The sequence below is a fragment of the Bacteroidales bacterium genome, from assembly GCA_012517825.1.
In the GTDB taxonomy this organism is placed as follows: Bacteria; Bacteroidota; Bacteroidia; order Bacteroidales; family JAAYUG01; genus JAAYUG01.
Window position 1 is genome coordinate 1 of sequence record JAAYUG010000141.1, and the last position, 19,691, is coordinate 19,691.

Annotated in this window: 13 protein-coding genes; 8 read left to right on the top strand and 5 right to left on the bottom strand. The window is 45.0% G+C overall.

Annotation, left to right across the window (positions count from 1 at the left end):
* The 5 genes from GX419_10050 to GX419_10070 all read right to left on the bottom strand — a co-directional run.
* A partial coding sequence (locus tag GX419_10050) for a hypothetical protein (GenBank protein NLI25034.1) occupies window positions 1–4,326 on the bottom strand: 4,326 nt, incomplete at its 3' end.
* Between the two features lie 505 nt (window positions 4,327–4,831).
* Complete coding sequence (gene recO, locus GX419_10055; protein ID NLI25035.1) at window positions 4,832–5,572, bottom strand: DNA repair protein RecO; 741 nt, start codon at window positions 5,570–5,572, stop codon at window positions 4,832–4,834.
* A gap of 72 nt (window positions 5,573–5,644) precedes the next feature.
* On the bottom strand, window positions 5,645–7,945 hold the full coding sequence (locus GX419_10060) for a T9SS type A sorting domain-containing protein (GenBank protein ID NLI25036.1): 2,301 nt from the start codon (window positions 7,943–7,945) through the stop codon (window positions 5,645–5,647).
* A 67-nt stretch (window positions 7,946–8,012) separates the two neighbouring features.
* Window positions 8,013–8,591: a non-canonical purine NTP diphosphatase gene (locus GX419_10065; protein ID NLI25037.1), complete on the bottom strand. Its 579-nt coding sequence runs from the start codon at window positions 8,589–8,591 to the stop codon at window positions 8,013–8,015.
* Between the two features lie 159 nt (window positions 8,592–8,750).
* Window positions 8,751–9,587, bottom strand: a complete 837-nt coding sequence (locus tag GX419_10070) for a universal stress protein (GenBank protein NLI25038.1) — start codon at window positions 9,585–9,587, stop codon at window positions 8,751–8,753.
* Between the two features lie 92 nt (window positions 9,588–9,679).
* On the opposite strand from GX419_10070, the gene GX419_10075 reads away from it, so the two are divergent.
* The 8 genes from GX419_10075 to GX419_10110 all read left to right on the top strand — a co-directional run.
* Window positions 9,680–13,333, top strand: a complete 3,654-nt coding sequence (locus GX419_10075; protein NLI25039.1) for a hypothetical protein — start codon at window positions 9,680–9,682, stop codon at window positions 13,331–13,333.
* Between the two features lie 72 nt (window positions 13,334–13,405).
* Window positions 13,406–14,425, top strand: a complete 1,020-nt coding sequence (locus GX419_10080) for a branched-chain amino acid aminotransferase (GenBank protein ID NLI25040.1) — start codon at window positions 13,406–13,408, stop codon at window positions 14,423–14,425.
* A 24-nt stretch (window positions 14,426–14,449) separates the two neighbouring features.
* Window positions 14,450–15,328 (top strand): cell division protein FtsX, encoded by an 879-nt coding sequence (locus tag GX419_10085; protein ID NLI25041.1) that lies wholly within the window; start codon window positions 14,450–14,452, stop codon window positions 15,326–15,328.
* An 11-nt stretch (window positions 15,329–15,339) separates the two neighbouring features.
* The gene (locus GX419_10090) at window positions 15,340–15,606 is read left to right on the top strand and encodes a DUF3098 domain-containing protein (protein NLI25042.1); all 267 of its coding nucleotides are present in this window, start codon (window positions 15,340–15,342) and stop codon (window positions 15,604–15,606) included.
* A 27-nt stretch (window positions 15,607–15,633) separates the two neighbouring features.
* Window positions 15,634–16,419, top strand: coding sequence for an undecaprenyl-diphosphate phosphatase (locus GX419_10095; GenBank protein ID NLI25043.1), 786 nt, complete (start codon window positions 15,634–15,636; stop codon window positions 16,417–16,419).
* Between the two features lie 3 nt (window positions 16,420–16,422).
* Window positions 16,423–17,124: a tRNA pseudouridine(55) synthase TruB gene (truB, locus tag GX419_10100; protein ID NLI25044.1), complete on the top strand. Its 702-nt coding sequence runs from the start codon at window positions 16,423–16,425 to the stop codon at window positions 17,122–17,124.
* 48 nt (window positions 17,125–17,172) lie between these two features.
* Window positions 17,173–18,222: a tRNA preQ1(34) S-adenosylmethionine ribosyltransferase-isomerase QueA gene (gene queA, locus GX419_10105; GenBank protein ID NLI25045.1), complete on the top strand. Its 1,050-nt coding sequence runs from the start codon at window positions 17,173–17,175 to the stop codon at window positions 18,220–18,222.
* 37 nt (window positions 18,223–18,259) lie between these two features.
* On the top strand, window positions 18,260–19,691 hold a 1,432-nt coding region (locus GX419_10110; protein NLI25046.1), incomplete at its 3' end, for a GH3 auxin-responsive promoter family protein.

Sequence of the window (19,691 nt, forward strand, 5' to 3'; positions counted from 1 at the left end):
AACGGTCTGAACCTGATTGGTGGGGTTGATAAGCTGATCAACTATATCGGTACCGGCCGGATATTCACCGGAAGAAGTTACGCCAATCACCCCTCCCAGGTTGGTGGTGGTAAGCTGGTAGACCTTAGTGCCCTGTACCGGCCCGTTGAGATCATTAACAGTGATAATGAGGGTGGAGGAGTCGCAGAGGATGGTATCGGGTACCGAGACAGAGAGCCTGGGAGTGGGGTTCACGAAAATTCTTATGCTGTCCCTGTCTCCCTGGCAGTGCAAACCACTATCGCTATAAGTAGTCCAGGGTGTTATAACATAAATTATTGAGTGAACAATTGTGTCAGTATTAACAAGTTGCTGGTGAATACTATCCGAGACAGGGATTCCATTTAGTGGAGAATCGGAATAACCAGTTATGGCATTTGATGTGTCGTAAACTGTCCATGTGATTCTGGTATAATATCTGGGGGAGCTATTAGATTCAAACTTTATATTGGTGTAACTTTGATTGCAAAGAATGGTATCAAAATGGACCAAAACAGAAGGTTTTGGATCAAACCAGATTTCCACCTCATCTTCCTGTGAGCAGGTTCCGTTGGTTTCTGTCCACCGTAGGGTGTAGGCGCCGTAAAGGTTGGCAGAGATGGTTGTTTTGGGATCAGAAGCATCGGTAAAGGTGATGGTCCCTGGGCCGTCAACCTGAGACCAGGAGCGGGTTGATCCTGAGTGGTCGCTACCAGCCTGGTAGGAGTGTGGGGTCGCGTTCAGGGTAGCGGAGAGAGTTCCGCAGAGCTGCTGGTCAATATCTGCTGAGAGTCCGGAAGGATCTTCATTGAAGTCGATGACTACCTCATCATAACTGGAGCAGGTTCCGTTCTGTATAGTCCAGCGCAAGGTGTAGACGCCATAGATATCTGTAGATGCATTGGTCGTCGGGTCTGAAGGATTGTCAAAAGAGATATTTCCACTACCTGTAATTTTACTCCATGTTCCTGTTCCGGGTGCAGGGTTATTGGCCGCAAGAGAAGCTGTATTACCGCATACTTCCTGATCTGTCCCTGCATTGGCGGTGATCAGCTTGTCGACTGCAATCGAAACAGAATTGCTTATCACAGGACTTCCGCAGCCTCCGGTAACTTTTACCCGGTATTGATACCCGTTCATCGTAGCCGGAGGATTGGTGATGGTGAGTTTATTGGTATGGGTGCCCGAATAAACTCCTCCGTCGGTCAGGTCATTCCAGCCGCTTCCTGAATTTTCCTGCCATATATAGGAAAGGTTCCATCCAAAAGCTTTAACTTCCATTTCAATTGTTCCGGAACCTTCACAAATCGCTGGGGGATTGGCCGGCTGGGTAATAATGATTGCACAGGTCTTTCCGAGGCCGAATTCTGTGCCTGAAGAGGAAATTCCGGTCATATTGTTCCGGAAACAGGTATCGCCTGCGGCATTAACATGATTACCGTCAAGGAACCAGTCACTGCCGGTGGTTCGTTTGAGAATCCTCACAGAGGTATCAATTCCGCCGAAGGACGAGAAACCGCCGGCCTTTAACCAGAGGTTGAAATTGTCCGATGCAAAAGCCCCTCCCTTCTGCGCTTTCCAATATCCTTCGGGGAATACATCCGTTATGGAATAGATTCCTTCGTTTAATGGTAATCCATCGTTTCCCGGAACGGCATTCACAAATTCCAGGGTAAGATCTCCGGCAGTAAGGTTCTGGAAACGGAACATGGCTGGATTAAAAGATGCATCTGTTCCGACAGGAAAAAGATAATCTGCCCCGGGCTGGCTGACGGCACGCTGAAATTTTCCAATAATGGTACCTGATGTATAATCCAATGATGAAGCAGTTCCCCTGGAAAGGATGACGGTATTGCCGTTGGTCCGGATGTTCCCCCTCTGCATAGTGAGTTCATTGGCAATGCTGATATTGCCAGAACTCAGATTAATTCCCTGTAGATTGTTGATATCGAGGTCGTAAAAAGATTCTGTTCCTGTTTTAGATATGGTTTGCTGATTATTTCCATAAAAGTTAACGATTCCAAAATCCTCCTGAAAACCATCGAGAAGATTGTTGTTTGTCCAGTTCCCTATCAGGGTTATACTGAAATTGTTGGTCTTAAGTGTTGCCGGGTTTTCAATTGTCAGATTGCCATTGACGGTAATATCATTTCCTAAAGTTTTTGTTCCGCTTCCTGAGATAATAAGATGATGGTATTGGGTGCTATATATTAATTGATTTCCGTTGCGTGAATAATTCACTGTATTCGGGTTATAAAAAGCCCACAGGTTACCAATTACCATGGGCATGTCATTTGAATTAGGCTGATAGGTGAGAATTCCCTCATTGGTAAAAGAAGAAGACAGATTGGTTCCGTTAAGGGATTTATTAATAGTTATGCCGGTTCCTCCTCCTGAGTTTTTGTTTGTTAAATTGATGTCACTGTCTATTTTTACATCACCATCGAATGAAACAGGAGAATTCCCTTCCACCGACTGATTGTTCTGACTGAAAAGGTATTGGCCTGTGCCGGAAACAAAACCGGAACCATTGTGAATTAATCCATTTCGAAATTCGACTGCTGCATTTCCTGTATTGTTCCATACAGCACCTGTTTCAACAGTCACTTTTCCGCTAAAAATTTTGTTTCCTGTACTGCTGGTGATATTAAACGTTCTTCCGTTATCAACCGTCGCAGTACCGTTCACTGTGAGGTTAACGCGGCCAACTGTGCCGTTACCGTTGGGCATAGAAAGATTTCCGGCAATAATGGCAGTTCCGGTTGCTGTGCTACCGGTAATTGTACCTCCGGAAAGATCAGTGTTCTGAAGATTGGCTGATCCGGAAGCATCATTGATGGATAAAATTCCGGCAATATAGGAATTCCCTGATACCTGCAAGGTATTGGCCCCTGTCTCGAAGGTGCCGCTGTTGATACGGAAATCGTTGGTAACGAATATATTAGTATTCCCATTGACCGGCTGGACTACTCCCCCGGATTTGTCAATCGTCAGATTCCAGAAGGTTTCGTTGGGGTTTCCGGTGATGGTCTGGTTGTTACTGCCTGTAAAAGTGATGGTGCCGTAATTCTCGTTCAGCACACCGTTGTGAATCCAGTTGCCTTCGACACTGAGGTTATAGTTACTGTTGTTAAATTCGAGAACAGTATTGGAGCCGATGGTCACATTGCCTCTGACATAAGTATTTCCTGTAATGATTTTCGAACCGGAGGTTGCCGTGGCCAGATTTCCGTAAACAGGCACATTGGAAATATTCTGACTGGCATTGGCCTGATAAATAACCGTGCTGGTTGGATCAAGAGAAATGTTAGATGTAATAAAACCGGAAGGAAATGTATTTCCAGTGATGTCTGTCGTATTTCCAATCAACAGGGTGGTTCCTCCGGTCATTGCCATGTGGCCGGCTGTTGTACCGGTTATTTGATATTGATTGCACAGGAGGGTGGCCGTATTGTTAATCGTCAGGTTATTTGTAATTATAGTATTGTTTTGTAATGTTTTGGTGCCTGAACCGGAAATAACCAGGTTGTAATAGGCTGATCCTAACGGTGTTTTAACTTGCTGGTCTCCTCCCAGATAAATTACCGTATTATTTGCATCGCTGGCAATCAGAGTACCACTTGAATTCATTAGCACTTGGGATCCTTCATAGGTCAATACAGAACCAATATCATTTTTCCAGGTAGAATTTGTGTTTGAACCATTAAGGGTTAATTTTATAAGAACATTTGATTTATTTGTAACTGTCAAACCATCTGAATTAAAATTTAAGTTGTAGGCTGAAAGGACTCCGGTTCCGTTAATAGACATGTTTGCGTAAACCCTGGCTGCGGCGAAGCGCATTGTGTCAGTATTATTGATAATGTTATTCCATATTTGCATCCGGCTGCTGCGATTCACTGCATAAGTATTCCATACGGCTCCCGGATTGACAGTAATAACTCCATTAAACCGATCGGTACCGCTTCCATTGTTATCAATTAAGGTTCCGTTAACAGTGGTTGTTTCGTTAACAGTGAAATCGCTCGATTGAATCTGCAGGGTGCCGTTTATTATTAAATTGTTGCAACTTTGTGCATCTGATAACGTAATAGTATGTCCTGCAGAAATAGTAACGTTATCGCCGGCAACAGGAACACCATTCGGTGTCCAGACCGCCGCATCATTCCAGTTGCCTGATTTGTTGGAGGTATAATCAGTAGCAAGAAGGCTCTGGGAAAACACGAACAGACCAACCCCCAAAATGATTTCTCCTCTCTTTCTGAGCAAGGTTTTAATGAAGGTTCTTATGGTTGGTGAGAGGAGCATCAGGATACAATTTCTTTTAATTCTGAAACGCAGGATAAAACGATAAGAGGTCGGGAATGGGCATCTTGTTATCAGGCAGGTATTTCAAAAATCTTACGGAACCCTTCAGGAGTTGTTTTTGCGGACAGTTGGCTGTGAAAAAAAGGTTCTGGAGATAACGGAAGAGCATCACACATAATTCCGGGCACAGGAAGTTTGCGACAATTCTCACATGGTGCCTGAAACAGATGGTTGGCCGGTTCATGAAATGACCTGTCATATTAATTAAAAGGCAAACATCAAATATAGTATGCTTCACAGTTAATTGCAACCCATAAAAAGCCGGTATAATAATCCCTTTTCCTGACAAAAGCGCAATAAAACCTATCAGGAAAATTAGTTCAGTCCCTGTATTTCCTTGTTTATTTTTACGACTGGAAGGAGAGAAAAGTTACAGTATATGCTTACAAACGAGTTTGTTAGATGGTTAAAGATATCTAACTTTTGCCGCACCTTTTCCTATCGTTTACGATTCCCTGTTAGCGGAGAATACCTCTCTCAGAACGTCTATTGACCGGATTTTTCCCATACCCTCGAGGTGTATCTGGTAGAATTTTATGATTTCGTCGAGAAAGCGGGAACGTTGAATGCCGTTAAGGTAAACATTTTCAAGATTCTGGGGTGAAAGGTTCATCAATGTTGCCAGCAAGGCTGATTCTTCCTGTGGCATGGCATTAACGGATGCTTTCAGTTGTTCGACAAACTTCCCCGAAGTTCCGTCAAAAAAACAATGATATTCATCAAAATTCCCTGAAGGAAAGAATCCAAGGTATTTTGTAAGATGGACGGCAAAAAAGAGATGGTAATTTGCTGTTCCTTTCTGCAACCGGTTCAGTTGAAGAACAGACTGGTAAAGAAACCGGAACATAGGTTCATTTGGTTCTTCTTCCCGCAAAACTTTATACAGAAGCTCTGCCATGAAAAGGGAAACAGCCCCTTTTACAGGGTCAGGGAGCTGGAACTGTTCAGGAAGGGCAGAAGCAAATTCTTTCAGTATCTGGATTTCGCGTGAAGGTTTGTAGTAAATTTCCATCGAAATGATCCTCAGGGGCTGAAGCAGCGCAGCACGTCCCGGTTTTTTTTCATTTCTTACTCCTTTTGCCATAAGGGAAATCCTTCCGAAGTGCTCGGTGTAGGCATGCACTATCAGGCTTGACTCCCCATAGCGTAAGGTATGCAAAACAATACCGGTAGTTTTTGCTATCATAGACCAGGCAACAGAATTCAAGAACCGGAATCCGGTTTTGTATCGAGTTTCGGGTTTTGCGTTCCGGGCTTTTTAGTGGATAAACAGAAGTTTGGTAACATAGGTTTTCGAGCCGTCTTCGTTGGTGCAGAAGACCAGATACACACCGGTAGCAACCCTGCGACCGTCGAAGTTTTTACCATTCCATACAGCCTGTCCACCAAGTGCTTTTGTTTCAAAAACAAGGTTTCCTGAAATGTCGGTGATTTTGACATTGACATTTCGTGCCAGTCCGGTGATGGTAATATCGCCATGGTAGGTTTCCCTGACCGGATTGGGGAAGACGTAGACCTTGCCGAAAGAATCGCCTCCGCTGGTGGCTGTTCCGCGGTAGGAAACAATGCCTTTGTCGGTGGCGAAAAATACTTCACCGGTTTGTCCGTCAATCGTAATGGAGTTGATGGTGTTGGAAAGGAGGGGACTGTTTTCTCTTGTAAAATGATGAATCTGCTTCAGTCCGTCGGCAGAAATCAGATAAACACCTGAATTTCGGGTTCCGAACCATTTGCGGTTTGCTCCATCAACGGCAATGCTGGTAATGGTTTCTGTTGAAAGCAGGTAATCACCAAGGCCGGAACCGTCATTCCGGGGTACGAGGATTTGCTGGGCATATCCTCCCGCCTGGGGCCCTTCAAAAACAGCGGCAGGATGATAATACACCACAGGACCTGAAGCTGTACCTACCCAGATGTTCCCTTCCAGGTCTTCCGCGATATCATAAACAAAGTTGCTGATTTCATTTCCGGCATTATCGGCAATGGAAACACGGGTGTAGGTATCATCCCTGATATCGCCGGGGGTGCCGTTATCATCGAATACAAACAGTCCGTTTCCACGGGGAAGTATGACCCATTTTCTGTTGCCGGAATCAATGAGCAGTTTACTGACGTTGGGAGCATTGATGGCAGGGCCGTAATTAAGGCTGGTCCATTTCCCATCAGCCGAGAGTACCGAAATGGGATTTGATACACCGGAATTGGTAACCCAGAGGTTCATATTCTTGTCAAAGGCCATGCCGTACACCCGGCAAAAATCGCCCGGAATGATGGTTTGCAGGGAACTGTTGGAAGGATTGTACACGGCTTTCTTTTGCATTTTCTCCAGATAAATGATTCCATATCCCCAGGTTGCCACATAAAGGTTGTCGGGTTCGTTTGGTCTGGCAATAACATTTATAGCATCGCGGGCGTCGTAATCAGTCCACGATTGCCATTTTTGGCCGTCAAAGATATGGACGCAGGGAAGGTTATAGAGATTTCCCCAGGCAGAAGACAAACCTCCGGCAGTTACAAAAATTTTTCCCGATGCACTATACGCCAGGAATGCGTCGTTGTTTGAGGGTCCGTCAGGCACAATTGTATCCCGGCCTGTTTGCGGATTTTCCCTTATAATTCCGTGGTAATGATCGGCGGTCCAGATGACATCTTCCTTATCAATCAGGGCATGACGGGGATCGCCGGTCCAGGAGTGACGGAGAAGGCGAAGGTTGGAATCGTAAACATCCGCATAATTCTGGCTTGCGACAACCAGTTTCCCGGAGCATACTTCCAGGGAGTAATAATAGGTTCCATCGGGATACAGCAAGGTGCCCAGTTCTTTCCACTGGCCATTGTCAGAATAATAGACGTGATCGTTCCGGGTACCGGAACCATGATAGACAGCAAACAATTTCCCCTCAAACCAGGCAAGTGAAGTAAAACTCTCCGAAAAATTTGGTATGTCAGAGATCTGGCTCCATGCAGAAAAATCAACCAGATTGGGGTTATTCAATGAAGCTTTATAGATTCCTGAGCCGGTAGCGGCAAAGATATGATCATCACTGGTTGCGACGGCAAATACTTCGGCCGGACTTCCTCCTGGGCCAAGGTAATATGTGTCTTTTATTTCGCGTTTATCGGGATTCAGCAAGGCAATGCCAAACCCACATGAGAGGTAGGCGAGATTTCCCCTGATATGAATATGGTTAATGGTTTTGTTGGTCAGGCCTGATTTGAGAAAAATATCGGGTACATTAATGATACTTTCTGAGGTAACAATGTCAATGTTTCCGTTTTTATATCCGGCAACCAGCCGGTTATTGGCACTGTCAAAGGCAATGGTGCTCAGTTCGATATCGTGCAATCCGTCAACAGTTGAGATTTTGCTCACAGAGTGGTCGTTGCGGTGGTAGCAGAAGAGGCTTCCGGAGGTAGCACAAAAAACCCTGTTGCCTGCATCAGCCAGACGGAATGCCTGGCGGTAGGAAAGGTGATCACGCCAGGCTCCGACAGGTATTTGCCCATGGGAAGTGAGAGCAATGAAAACAACGACCGAAAGAAGTCCTGACCGTTTCATTAAAGGTTTCTATAGAGTACGTTCAAATTGGCTCTTTATTGTATTGTAACCGGACGAAAAGAACAAACTACAGTTTTGTATTCAGGTAGGCGGCCAGGGCTTTCATGGCGATGGCCCGGTGGCTGATTTTATTTTTCTCATCCAGCGGCATTTCTGCAAAGGTCTGGGAATAGCCATCAGGCTGAAAAACAGGGTCGTACCCAAATCCTTCCTCACCCCTGGGCTCCCTGATGATGGTGCCGTATACGGTTCCTTCAAAAAAGCGCACTTCACCGTTTTCCATATAGGCAATCACGGTACGGAATCTGGCCCTTCTGTTGTTTATATTCTTCATGCGCTCGAGAAGCTTCAGCATATTGGCTTTTGCATCCTTATTCTCGCCGGCATACCTTGCTGAAAAGACTCCCGGTTCACCTTGCAGGGCATCAACTTCCAGCGCAGTGTCGTCGGCAAAACAATTCCGGTGAAATTTCCGGTAAACAAATGATGCCTTGGCTGCGGCGTTTTCTTCGAGGGTATGGAAAGGTTCGGGTATTTCTTCCTGAAAACCGAGGTCAGCAAGGCTGGTTATGGTGAAATCTTTCCTCAGAAGATTCCTGATCTCTTTGACTTTATGAGGATTGTTGGTGGCAAAAATAATTTCCATACAGGTAAATTACGGGTGCTAAAATAGAAAATATTTCAGGACCTGACCGGTGCAGGAATATTGCCTATGAACAGCCAACCGGAATAGGATGCCCGTCAGATGAAGGATGAATTTTCTTCCTGGTAAGTTCAATAATGAAGGGCCGGGACTTTCCGTGAATCAGCATCCGGTAGCACTGAACCCGCCGGCGAGTTTACCCGGTCGCGGGTTGACGCACATAACGGGAATTCTGGCGGAATTTGCGAGAATTTTTTGTTCGTCGGCGCCCAGGACAAAGCCTGTAAAGATGATACTGCGGGAAGTAATGATCAGGATCATGTCGGCATTTACCTGCCGGGCATATTCAATGGTTTCCGTGGCAAAATCATCTTTTCCGGGAGCTTCCGCAACCTCATATTCGATGTTGTTGTTGTCAAGGTATTTCCGGGTAAAGGTAACATTGTTGTGCAGCATTGTTTTCAGGCCTCTGTCGGAAACATGCTGAAGGAAAAGATGAAACTTGCAGTGATAATAATAGGAAAGAAAACTGGACCAGCGGATTTTTTCCTTGCTTTCTTTCCGGTAATTGATAGGGAAAACAACATTTTTATAGGCATCGCTTGAGGGTGGGGCCTGCACAACAATAAAGGGGACTTTTGCTTTTACAATAACTTTGAGTGCCCAACTCCCGAGAAATTTTTGCATTCCTTTAATGCCATGGGTTCCCATGATGATGATTTCAGCATTCAGATCGGTTGCTGCTTCTCCGATTGTTTTGAAAATGTTCCCTTTCAGCACTTTAAATTCGGGCTTGACATGATATTTCTGTTCCAGTTCACCGGCTGATAAATGCAGCCTTACAGAAGCATCCTGAATTTCGGATTCTTCTTTTACAATGTGAAGAAGGGTTATAGTATTGCCCGTAACCTGGGCTACATTTTTGGCATGCGCCACTGCAAATTCAGCTTTTTCGCTGAAATCCCAGGGAACCAGAATTGTTCTTTTTCGCGTATTCATACTGAATGCCATTTAGGGTTAGAAACTTTGGAATTTTATGTTACTTTTGGGTTGATTCAAAGGATGTCATCCAACAGAAAACATCCTAAATTATGAATTTTATCTGTAACATCCGCAACGTACGTATCCTTTTTTTCATTTCTGCCGGTTTATTATTTTGTCAACGATCACATAGTCAGCAAATTAATGGATTAATTTATGCTGATGAAGTAATCTCCCTGCCACCATGGCCTCAAAACAAAATTCATTCAATTGCCAGGGATTCACTGGGGTACTTTTATGTTTCTGTGCAGGACCGGATTTATCATTACAGCGATTTGCCAAGGGAGATAGCCTATACGGGCTCTCCCGTGCGTTTATGCTGTGCAGCTGATGGTACGATTTTTCTTGGAGGTATCAATGGATTCGGCCTGCTGACCAAATCCTGCACATTCGGATATCGTATCAAAAGACTGTCTGACGGCCTGGAAACTCTGCCCGGGCGGGTTTATTCTATGCTTGTTTCGGATACGGTATGCTATGCTCTTGCAGATTCGGGGCTGTATCTGCTTCATAAGGCCGGTGCAGTGAAAATCCTCAGGGGTACTGATATAAAAGACTGGAAATATATAGAGCCTTCTTATCTTTTTGTTCATACCGGCGATACTCTTATCGGTATTTACCCGGGAGGTCTGGTCAGGGAGATAGTCAAGGGAGCGGAAGGAAAAATTATACTGTCGGTTCAGAAATCCGGACATTCTCTTTTTGCCGGTGTTGGCCATACTGTTGTGTTTTCGGCAGGGAAGGAAGGTATTCTGAAATTGCGCAAGCAAATTCAAGCGGAAGAGAGCAGTTTTCTCGTCAATCCGGGCATTTTTGCAAACGGAAGCATGGCGGATCTTCCTGTGCAGGGTACTATCTGTTTTTACCCTGTAAAAAAGGAAGAATCCTATACCTGGAATTTCAAAATCCCGCAAAGTTCCTGCTACCTGCCTGGTGTTTTTATTAAAGACAATGAGCTTTTTGTTTATTCGGACTATGGTATTTACAGGCCATGGATTCCTCCGCCGATTTTTTATTATTCTACCGTCGAGTCAGAAGGTTGTGTTTTTCCTGAACAAATTTTCATCCTTCATGAGCATGCAGGAATTCTTTCGGGAAACTGCCTTACATGGATGAAAATCTTAACCCGTGGCGGAACGGCAAGTCTGGAATGCCAGAGGAAAATTGAAATTCCAGGCGAAACAGGTTCCTTCTCAAGGATGATAGTAATTGCCGGGACTGCTTACCTTGTGCACTCGTCAGGAATTTATCGTGCGGTGCCTTCAGGGCTTGATAAAGTTTTTGCAGGCAGAGGTATTTCCGCAGCGGAAGCCAGTGGTGACAGAAAGTATTTACTGGTTCTTGCGGGCCATACTTTGCTGAGGTTTCCGGTTGAGAATGCAGGAAATAGGGCCAATCTGAAGGCTGACGCCGAAATCGTTCTTTCTGCCGGTAACTATGGCGCGATAGGGTCAAAAGACGGCCGGCAAATTTTTCTCTCGGCCGGAGGCAGCAGGATATTGGATATCAGAACAGAGGGAAAGAACAAGTACCGTATCGATACACTGAGTATATCATCCGGGGCAGGATTTTATCTGATTTCTGCCTTTGCCGGTGTTTTTGCAGTTACCCCGACCGGTGTTATGCAGTATGATTCTCTTGCAGGGCAATTCAAACATGATGGCAACTTCCCTGCCATTGAGCCGGGGAGGGAATGGATTTATCCTTACAGCGTCAGCAGTGATGGGAAAAAGATCCGGCTTGTTTACCGGAGCGATATGAACAAGCTAAATAACAGACTTATAGGGTATGATGCGGGAAAGATAACAGAACTGAGGCTTGTAAAGGAGAGCGATTATAATATCAGTACCCTTACGGAAGATGGCTCTGGCAGACTTTGGATGGCCGGAAACGGGCAGTTGATGATGATTGAACCTTCAGGTTCGCTTCCTGAGGGAATTCCGGGTAAAATGTTGTTGCATGATCTTTTTTTCGGGACAGACACTGTTATTTTTCACGGCCATTCTTTCCGACCCGTTCCTTCTGCCGTTCCGTTCCGTTCCAATAGCCTGCGGGTAACGTTCGGAACAAACTGGTTTGGCAATAATGAAATGATTCTGACAAGGTACTGGCTGGAGGGGTATATGCAGCAATTTTCCTCCTGGGGAAAAGAGAGTGAAGCGGTTTTTTACGGGTTAAAGCCCGGGAAATATACCTTCCGTGCGGAAGCGGGTTTTTCGGGTCAGAAACCCTTATCCCGCCTTGAATTTTCATTTGTTATTTTGCCTCCCTGGTATTTTCGATGGTATGCATTTCTGATGTATACCATATTGCTTGGAATAGCTGTATTTATTTTTATACGCTGGCGGTCCTGGAAATTTATGCAGGAGAAAATCAAGCTGGAAGCCCTGGTAAGTGCCAGAACAGAAGAGCTTATAAGGGAAAGGGACCGAACGGAGCAGCTTATATCAAAAATGCTTCCGCGGGAGACGGCCGATGAATTAAAGAAGAAAGGAAAGGCAACCAGCCAGAAATACGAGATGGTTACGGTCTTGTTTTCCGATATTCAGGGTTTTACAAAAATTGCCGAACAGATGAATCCTGAGACTCTGATAGACCAGCTTGATGTTTTTTATCTCCATTTTGATTCCGTTGTTGAGAAATACAATATTGAAAAAATCAAAACGATTGGGGATGCGTATATGTGTGCCGGGGGGATTCCTGAGAAGAACAGGACCAATCCGGTGGATGTAGTTCTGGCTGCCCTTGAGATGCAGCAATATATGCGAGAAATGAAAGCGCAAAATGCCAATTTCTGGGAGCTTCGGATTGGCATACATACCGGTCCCGTCATTGCAGGCGTAATAGGCCAGAAGAAGTATTCGTATGATATCTGGGGAGATACGGTCAATGTGGCCAGCCGCATGGAATCATCAGGCGAAGCCGGTAAAGTAAACATCTCAGGTCAGACGTACGAACTGGTGCGTGATTTCTTTATATGCGAATACCGGGGAAAGATGCCGGTGAAGTACAAAGGAGAGATCGAAATGTATTTCGTCAAAGGGATCCGCCCTGAGTTATCACTCAACCTTAAAGGAATCCCTAACCAGCGTTTCTTTCTGATGCTTCAGAATCTGCGGCTACTGGATTTACAGGAGTATATCCAGGAAAAAGTCCTCGAGAAAGCCCCACCGGAAATGCATTTTCATAATGCGGTGTATGCCGAAGAAATTTTCATGCAATCGGAACTTCTCGGAAGGGCTGAGGGATTATCGGAAGAAGAACTTCTTCTGGTGCGGACAGCAAGTTTGTTTGAATGTCCGGGATATATTCTTGACTATTTCAATCCGTTAGAAAAAAACCTGGCATATGCTGACGAGTTGCTTCCGAAATTTAAATACAGTCCGGAACAGATCGATAAAATTAAAAAACTGATACTTTCTTCAGCGGATACTGATCATCAGTGGATTGCGGAAAAAGTCTTGCAGGATGCACGGAACAGCTTTTACGGAAGGAAGGATTTTCCGGTGAGGATTAAAGCCATGTGGGAGGAAATGAATGCCCACGGGCAATCCGTTTTGCCGGAAGAATGGCTGAAGGAGGTGAAAAACAGGCTGAGAAAGTTTGCATTTTACACTGAAACAGCGCACAGATTGGCTGAAATAACACCTCAGGAGCAAGAAGCGGCGTTGAATGAAGTATTTAAAGACCAGGATAAAAGCTGAAGAACATAGGAGTATGGTTTCAGGAAGAGCTGTAAAATATTTAAATTTGCGAAACACAAATGCATTTTGGCTATGGAAGAACTGAACTGGGCACAATTGCCTTTTGGATACCACAAAACCCACTATAATGTGAGGTGCTATTACAGGAATGGCAAGTGGGGAGAACTGGAAGTAAGCTCTTCGGAATTCATTTCTGTCCATATGGCGGCAACCTGTCTGCATTACGGACAAGAGGCTTTTGAAGGGATGAAGGCGTACCGTGGTAAGGATGGTCACATCAGGCTGTTCAGATGGAAGGAAAATGCTGCACGTTTCCAGAGCTCTGCCCGGGGAATTCGCATGGCTGAAGTGCCGGACGAACTTTTCCATGCGGCAATAAAAAAAGTTGTTCAATTAAATATTGACTTTGTTCCTCCTTATGGTACAGGGGCAACATTGTATATACGTCCGCTTTTGATTGGTACCGGAGCTGAGGTAGGGGTAAAGCCGGCAAATGAATATCTTTTTCTGGTTTTTGTAACACCTGTGGGTCCGTATTTTAAAGGAGGGTTCAAGCCGGTGGATGTAATGATTTGCCGCGACTATGACAGAGCTGCCCCCCTGGGCACCGGAAACATCAAGGTAGGAGGGAATTATGCCGCCAGCCTCAGATCGCTTCAGCAGGCTCAGGAAGCAGGTTATTCCACAGCGCTTTATCTTGATGCCAAAGAAAAAAAATATATTGATGAATGCGGGCCTGCCAATTTCTTTGCCATCAGAAACAATACCTATATTACTCCTGATTCACGGTCGATTTTGCCTTCCATTACCAACAAGAGCCTGAAGGAACTGGCGGTACACCTGGGGTTGAAGGTGGAGTGTCGTCCCGTTCCGCTCGAAGAACTACCGACATTTGAAGAAGCCGGAGAATGTGGTACTGCGGCAGTAATTACTCCCATTGATAAAATTTTTGATCCGCAAACGGGTACGATTTATTCATTCTGTAAAAACGGACAACCAGGGCCGGTGTCAACGATGCTGTACAGGAATCTTACCGGAATACAGTTTGGAGAAGAACCGGACCCGTTTGGTTGGATGGAAATTATCGACTAAATTTGCCGTCCGATTCCGGACTTCATGAAGACAACCGAAACGCGTGCCAGCCGTCGCCGGCTTCGCAGTTCTTATGTTACATCGGTTATCAGCATTATGCTGTTGCTGTTAATGCTGGGTTTACTGGGTTTTGTAATTCTCAACACCCGGAAGATAACTGATTATGTGCGCCAGAACATCGGGTTCAGCATCATGTTTTCCGAAACAGCAAGGGAAAGCGACATTCTTCGGCTTCAGAAATATATTGATGCCCAGCCCTACACCAAAAGCACCCGTTTTATCCCGCCCGAAGAGGCCATGAAAGAACTGGAGAAAGAGCTGGGAGAAGACTTCCTTGCTTTTCTGGGCTACAATCCGCTACAGCCTATCATTGAGGTAAAAATTCATCCGGATTGGGCAGTGACGGACAGTCTGGAAAAAATAGTGCGTTATATGGGAACCCAGCCGGGAGTTCAACAGACTTACTATGAGCAGTCACTCCTGGAAAAGGTCAATCAGAATATCAGAAAAATCAGCATTTTTATGTTGTCTTTTACCGGATTGCTTTTCCTTATCTCGTTGGCCCTCATCAACAATACGATACGCCTTGCTGTTTATTCAAAGAGGTTTCTGATACGTACCATGCAACTGGTAGGTGCTACCGATTCCTTCATCCGAAGGCCTTTTGTATTGCGGAGTATGTTGCACGGGCTCTATGCCGGCCTGGCTGCATCTGCCGTGCTGACACTGATTATTTATTATGGTACCAGAGATTTCGAGGATATTTATGAATTATTTGATGTGAGGATTATGGCATTACTTTATCCGGTGCTTATCGGCATAGGTGTAGTAATGAATGCAATTTCTTCATTTTTCTCGGTTAACCGATATTTACGAATGAACAAGGATGAATTGTACTTTTAAAAATTAATAACATGGCAAAGAAACAGGATGAGAAAAAACAGGCAGATTTTGCTCTGGGTCCGGAAAATTACCGGTTGCTGCTGATTGGCTTTGCAATCATCGTACTGGGATTTATCCTGATGGCCGGAGGGAAAGCTCCGAGTCCCGATGTTTTCAACGAGAAGGAAATTTTCAGTTTCCGCCGGATTACTCTGGCTCCCATGATTGTGCTGGCAGGTTTTGTCTTTGAGATCTATGCCATCATGAAAAAGCCCAGGAACTCACAGCCGGAAGAATAGTTGGTATTCACTGAAATTGCGGAATGCATGGAGTATTTAGAGTCGGTATTGCTGGGAATCCTTCAGGGATTGACAGAATTTCTTCCGGTTAGCAGCAGCGGGCATCTGGAAATTGGTAAGGCCTTATTTGGGAACAACATCTTCAATAACATCTATTTCACTATTGTAGTGCATTGTGCCACGGTATTGAGTACCCTGGTTGTTTTCCGGCGGGAAATCGTACAACTTACAACCGGATTTTTCCGTTTTCAGAAAAGCTATGAGTTACGCTTTGTTTCAGCGATACTTATTTCTTTGATTCCGGTGGGGCTGGTTGGTTTTTTTCTTGCCGATCAGGTTGAAGCATTGTTTACCGGCAGGTTGATGCTCGTTGGTTTTATGTTGCTGGTTACCGCATTGCTGAATGCATTTGCCCATTATTCTAAAGACCGTGGCAGGGAAATCGGAATAATGGAAGGATTAATTATCGGCGTGGCACAGGCAATAGCTGTTATTCCAGGGATAAGCCGTTCCGGAGCGACTATTGCCACCGGATTGCTTCTGGGAACAAAGCGAACGGAAGTTGCCCGCTTTTCCTTTCTTATGGTGATCATACCGGTACTGGGGGCTATGGCGAAGGATCTGGTTTCAACCAACGGTACGGTATCCGGATCATTGTCTCCCGGTGTTCTGGCTGTTGGATTTTTCGCTGCTTTTATAACAGGATTAGCCGCATGCCGTTTTATGATCAGGGTAGTACAGAAAGCCAGTTTGCTGGGGTTTGCCATCTATTGTGCTTTAGCCGGAACGATCACTATTTTGTTAAGTCTGTAATCAGTGGAAGAAAACGATTTTCAGGAAGGAAGAATTCTGCTAATCCATAAGCCCCTGCGCTGGACATCATTTGATGTGGTGAACAAAATACGGTTTATTCTGAAACACCGGTTTGGATATCCGTCGCTTAAAATAGGCCATGCCGGCACCCTGGATCCTCTTGCGACGGGGCTTTTGATTATCTGTACCGGTAAGAAGACAAAAGAAATTGTTTCCCTGCAGGAATATGACAAAGAATACGAAGCACGGATAGTTTTCGGAAAGACGACGCCGTCCTTTGATCTGGAAACGCAGTTCGACCGGGAGTATCCGGTGGAACACATTACCAGGGAATTGATTGAAGAAAAAATACAGGAATTTCGTGGCCGAATTTTGCAGGAACCGCCGCTTCATTCTGCACGGCATATTGATGGGAAGCGGGCATATGATCTGGCCAGGAAAGGGAAAACACGCTCCCTCAGTCCACACCAGGTTACAATCCATGAAATTCGGCTGCTTGATTTTGTTTTTCCGGAAGCAACCCTCTATGTGAAGTGCAGCAAAGGGACCTATATCCGTTCCCTTGCAAGGGATCTGGGACGGGCCTGCGGGAGCGGGGCATATCTTGGAGGGCTTGTGCGGATTGCCATTGGGCCTTACCGTTTGGAAAATGCAATGACAATTGAAGATTTTGAAAAAAGTATATGTAATTTTGAAACCTTTTAAAATAATCTTCGTATAAACGCCCTGTTGATTGAATGACATATTATGAACATGAAACTATCTCAGTATAAGTACAATCTCCCTTCGGACCTGATTGCGAAGTTTCCGGCTGAAAAGCGCGATGAGTCGAGGTTAATGGTTCTTAACCGGAAGGATCAGACGATAGAACACAGGATTTTCAAGGATATCATTGACTATGTCAATGATAAGGACGTGATGGTATTTAACAATACCAAGGTTTTCCCCGCCAGGTTATATGGGAACAAAGAAAAGACCGGTGCCGAAATTGAGGTATTTCTTCTGAGGGAACTGAATAAGGAACAGCGGTTATGGGATGTTCTTGTTGATCCTGCCCGGAAGATCCGCATAGGGAACAAATTGTATTTTGGTGAAAATGATACCCTGGTAGCTGAAGTCATTGATAACACCACATCACGGGGGCGCACCCTCCGTTTCCTGTACGATGGTGATTACGAAGATTTTAAGCGCACACTTTACAGTCTGGGAGAAACTCCTTTGCCCAAATTCATAAAGCGAGAAGTACTTCCTGAAGACAGGGAACGGTATCAGACCATTTTTGCCAAGCATGAGGGGGCAGTTGCAGCCCCTACGGCAGGTCTTCACTTCAGTCGTGAATTATTGAAGCGATTGGAAATCAAGGGGGTAGAATTTGCTGAAATTACACTTCATGTGGGGTTAGGAAATTTCAGGACTGTTGATGTGGAAGACCTCACCAAACACAAGATGGATTCTGAGCGGTACATCATAACCGAGGAGGCTGTGAAAATCATCAATGCTGCCAAAGAACGGAAAAGCAATATAGTTGCCGTAGGAACAACCGTTGTACGGGCGCTGGAAAGTTCGGTCACCACAACGGGCATGCTGAAGCCGGCTGACGGGTGGACCAACAAGTTTATTTTTCCGCCCTATGATTTCAAGATACCTACCATGATGGTCACCAATTTTCATCTGCCCCTTTCCACGCTCTTGATGCAGGTATCGGCATTTGCAGGATATGATTTTCTTTTCAAGGCATATAAGGTAGCTGTTAAGGAAAAATACAGGTTCGGGACCTATGGTGATGCCATGCTGATTATTTAGTTATATTTACAGGGCAGCCTTCCAATGCCTGTGCAATATGCCTGTAATTAACAGTATTGTCAGATGGTTGAACCTGAAACGGCTTCATCAGATAGATCTTTTCAGGAAATATCCGGATGAGGTTCAGAAAGAAGTTCTTTTTCAGCTTCTGAGAAAGGCTGAAAGTACCGAATGGGGTATTCAGCATGGTTTCAAAAGCATCACCTCTCTGCAACAGTTTCAGGAAAGGAACCCCGTTCAGAAGTATGAGGAAATCAGCCCGCTTATCAAAAGGGTAATGAACGGGGAGCAAAACATTCTCTGGCCTTCTGACGTTAAATGGTTTGCCAAATCATCCGGTACTACGGAAGATAAAAGTAAGTTTATTCCTGTAACTTCTGAATCGCTTGAAGAATGCCATTACAGGGGAGGCAAGGATGTTCTCGCCTTTTATTTTTATAATTATCCTGACACTTCTGTTTTAACCGGAAAAAGTCTGACTCTTGGCGGAAGCCATCAGATTAATCCGGTCGGCAAAAATTCCTATTATGGGGATTTATCGGCCATATTGATTGATAATCTTCCTTTCTGGGCCGATCTGATCAAAACCCCACCTCAGGAAATTGCCCTTCTGGAGAAATGGGAAGAAAAGCTTGAAAAACTCAGCAGTGTAACTGTGTCGGAAAATGTTACCAGCATTGCCGGAGTTCCGTCCTGGATGCTGGTTCTTTTACGATATATTCTGGAAAAGACGGGAAAGAAAACGATTCCCGAGGTCTGGCCCAATCTGGAGCTTTTCATTCATGGCGGGGTGAGCTTCAGGCCATACAGGGATCAGTACCTTCAGCTTATTCCTTCGGAGAAGATGCATTATATGGAGGCATACAATGCCTCGGAGGGTTTTTTTGCCATTCAGGATGATCCGCTGAGGGATGACATGTTGCTGATGCTTGATTACGGAATTTTTTATGAGTTCATTCCCCTGGACCAGCTGAACAGTGGGAATTGGAAGGCTTGTTCTATCGGGGAAGTGGAAACAGGAAAAAATTATGCCCTGGTAATTACAACCAGCGGGGGGTTATGGCGCTACCTGATAGGAGATACGGTGCAGTTCACTTCCTTGTATCCGCACAAAATAAAGATTACCGGACGTACCAAGCTTTACCTGAATGTTTTCGGCGAGGAGGTTATCTTAGAGAATGCAGAGAAGGCTTTAGAGGTTGCCTGCCGAGAAACGGGTGCTGTGTTTACAGAATTTACCGCGGGCCCGGTATACATGGAGGGGAATAAACGAGGCCGTCATGAATGGCTTATTGAATTTGAGAATCCTCCGGCCGACGGGGAGCTTTTCGTAAGAGTCCTTGATAAAACATTACAGGCGGTTAATTCCGATTATGAAGCCAAGCGGTATCACGACATAACTCTTGAACCGCCGATCATCAGGCATGTTGCAAAGGGAACGTTTTATGAATGGATGAAGCAGAAGGGGA

What these genes read in the sequence shown, in the direction of transcription:
- recO (NLI25035.1), bottom strand. Translation starts at nt 5,572, where the DNA reads ATGATAGCAAAAACTACCGGTATTGTTTTGCATACCTTACGCTATGGG.
- GX419_10060 (NLI25036.1), bottom strand. Translation starts at nt 7,945, where the DNA reads ATGAAACGGTCAGGACTTCTTTCGGTCGTTGTTTTCATTGCTCTCACT.
- GX419_10065 (NLI25037.1), bottom strand. Translation starts at nt 8,591, where the DNA reads ATGGAAATTATTTTTGCCACCAACAATCCTCATAAAGTCAAAGAGATC.
- GX419_10070 (NLI25038.1), bottom strand. Translation starts at nt 9,587, where the DNA reads ATGAATACGCGAAAAAGAACAATTCTGGTTCCCTGGGATTTCAGCGAA.
- GX419_10075 (NLI25039.1), top strand. Translation starts at nt 9,680, where the DNA reads ATGAATTTTATCTGTAACATCCGCAACGTACGTATCCTTTTTTTCATT.
- GX419_10080 (NLI25040.1), top strand. Translation starts at nt 13,406, where the DNA reads ATGGAAGAACTGAACTGGGCACAATTGCCTTTTGGATACCACAAAACC.
- GX419_10085 (NLI25041.1), top strand. Translation starts at nt 14,450, where the DNA reads ATGAAGACAACCGAAACGCGTGCCAGCCGTCGCCGGCTTCGCAGTTCT.
- GX419_10090 (NLI25042.1), top strand. Translation starts at nt 15,340, where the DNA reads ATGGCAAAGAAACAGGATGAGAAAAAACAGGCAGATTTTGCTCTGGGT.
- GX419_10095 (NLI25043.1), top strand. Translation starts at nt 15,634, where the DNA reads ATGGAGTATTTAGAGTCGGTATTGCTGGGAATCCTTCAGGGATTGACA.
- queA (NLI25045.1), top strand. Translation starts at nt 17,173, where the DNA reads ATGAAACTATCTCAGTATAAGTACAATCTCCCTTCGGACCTGATTGCG.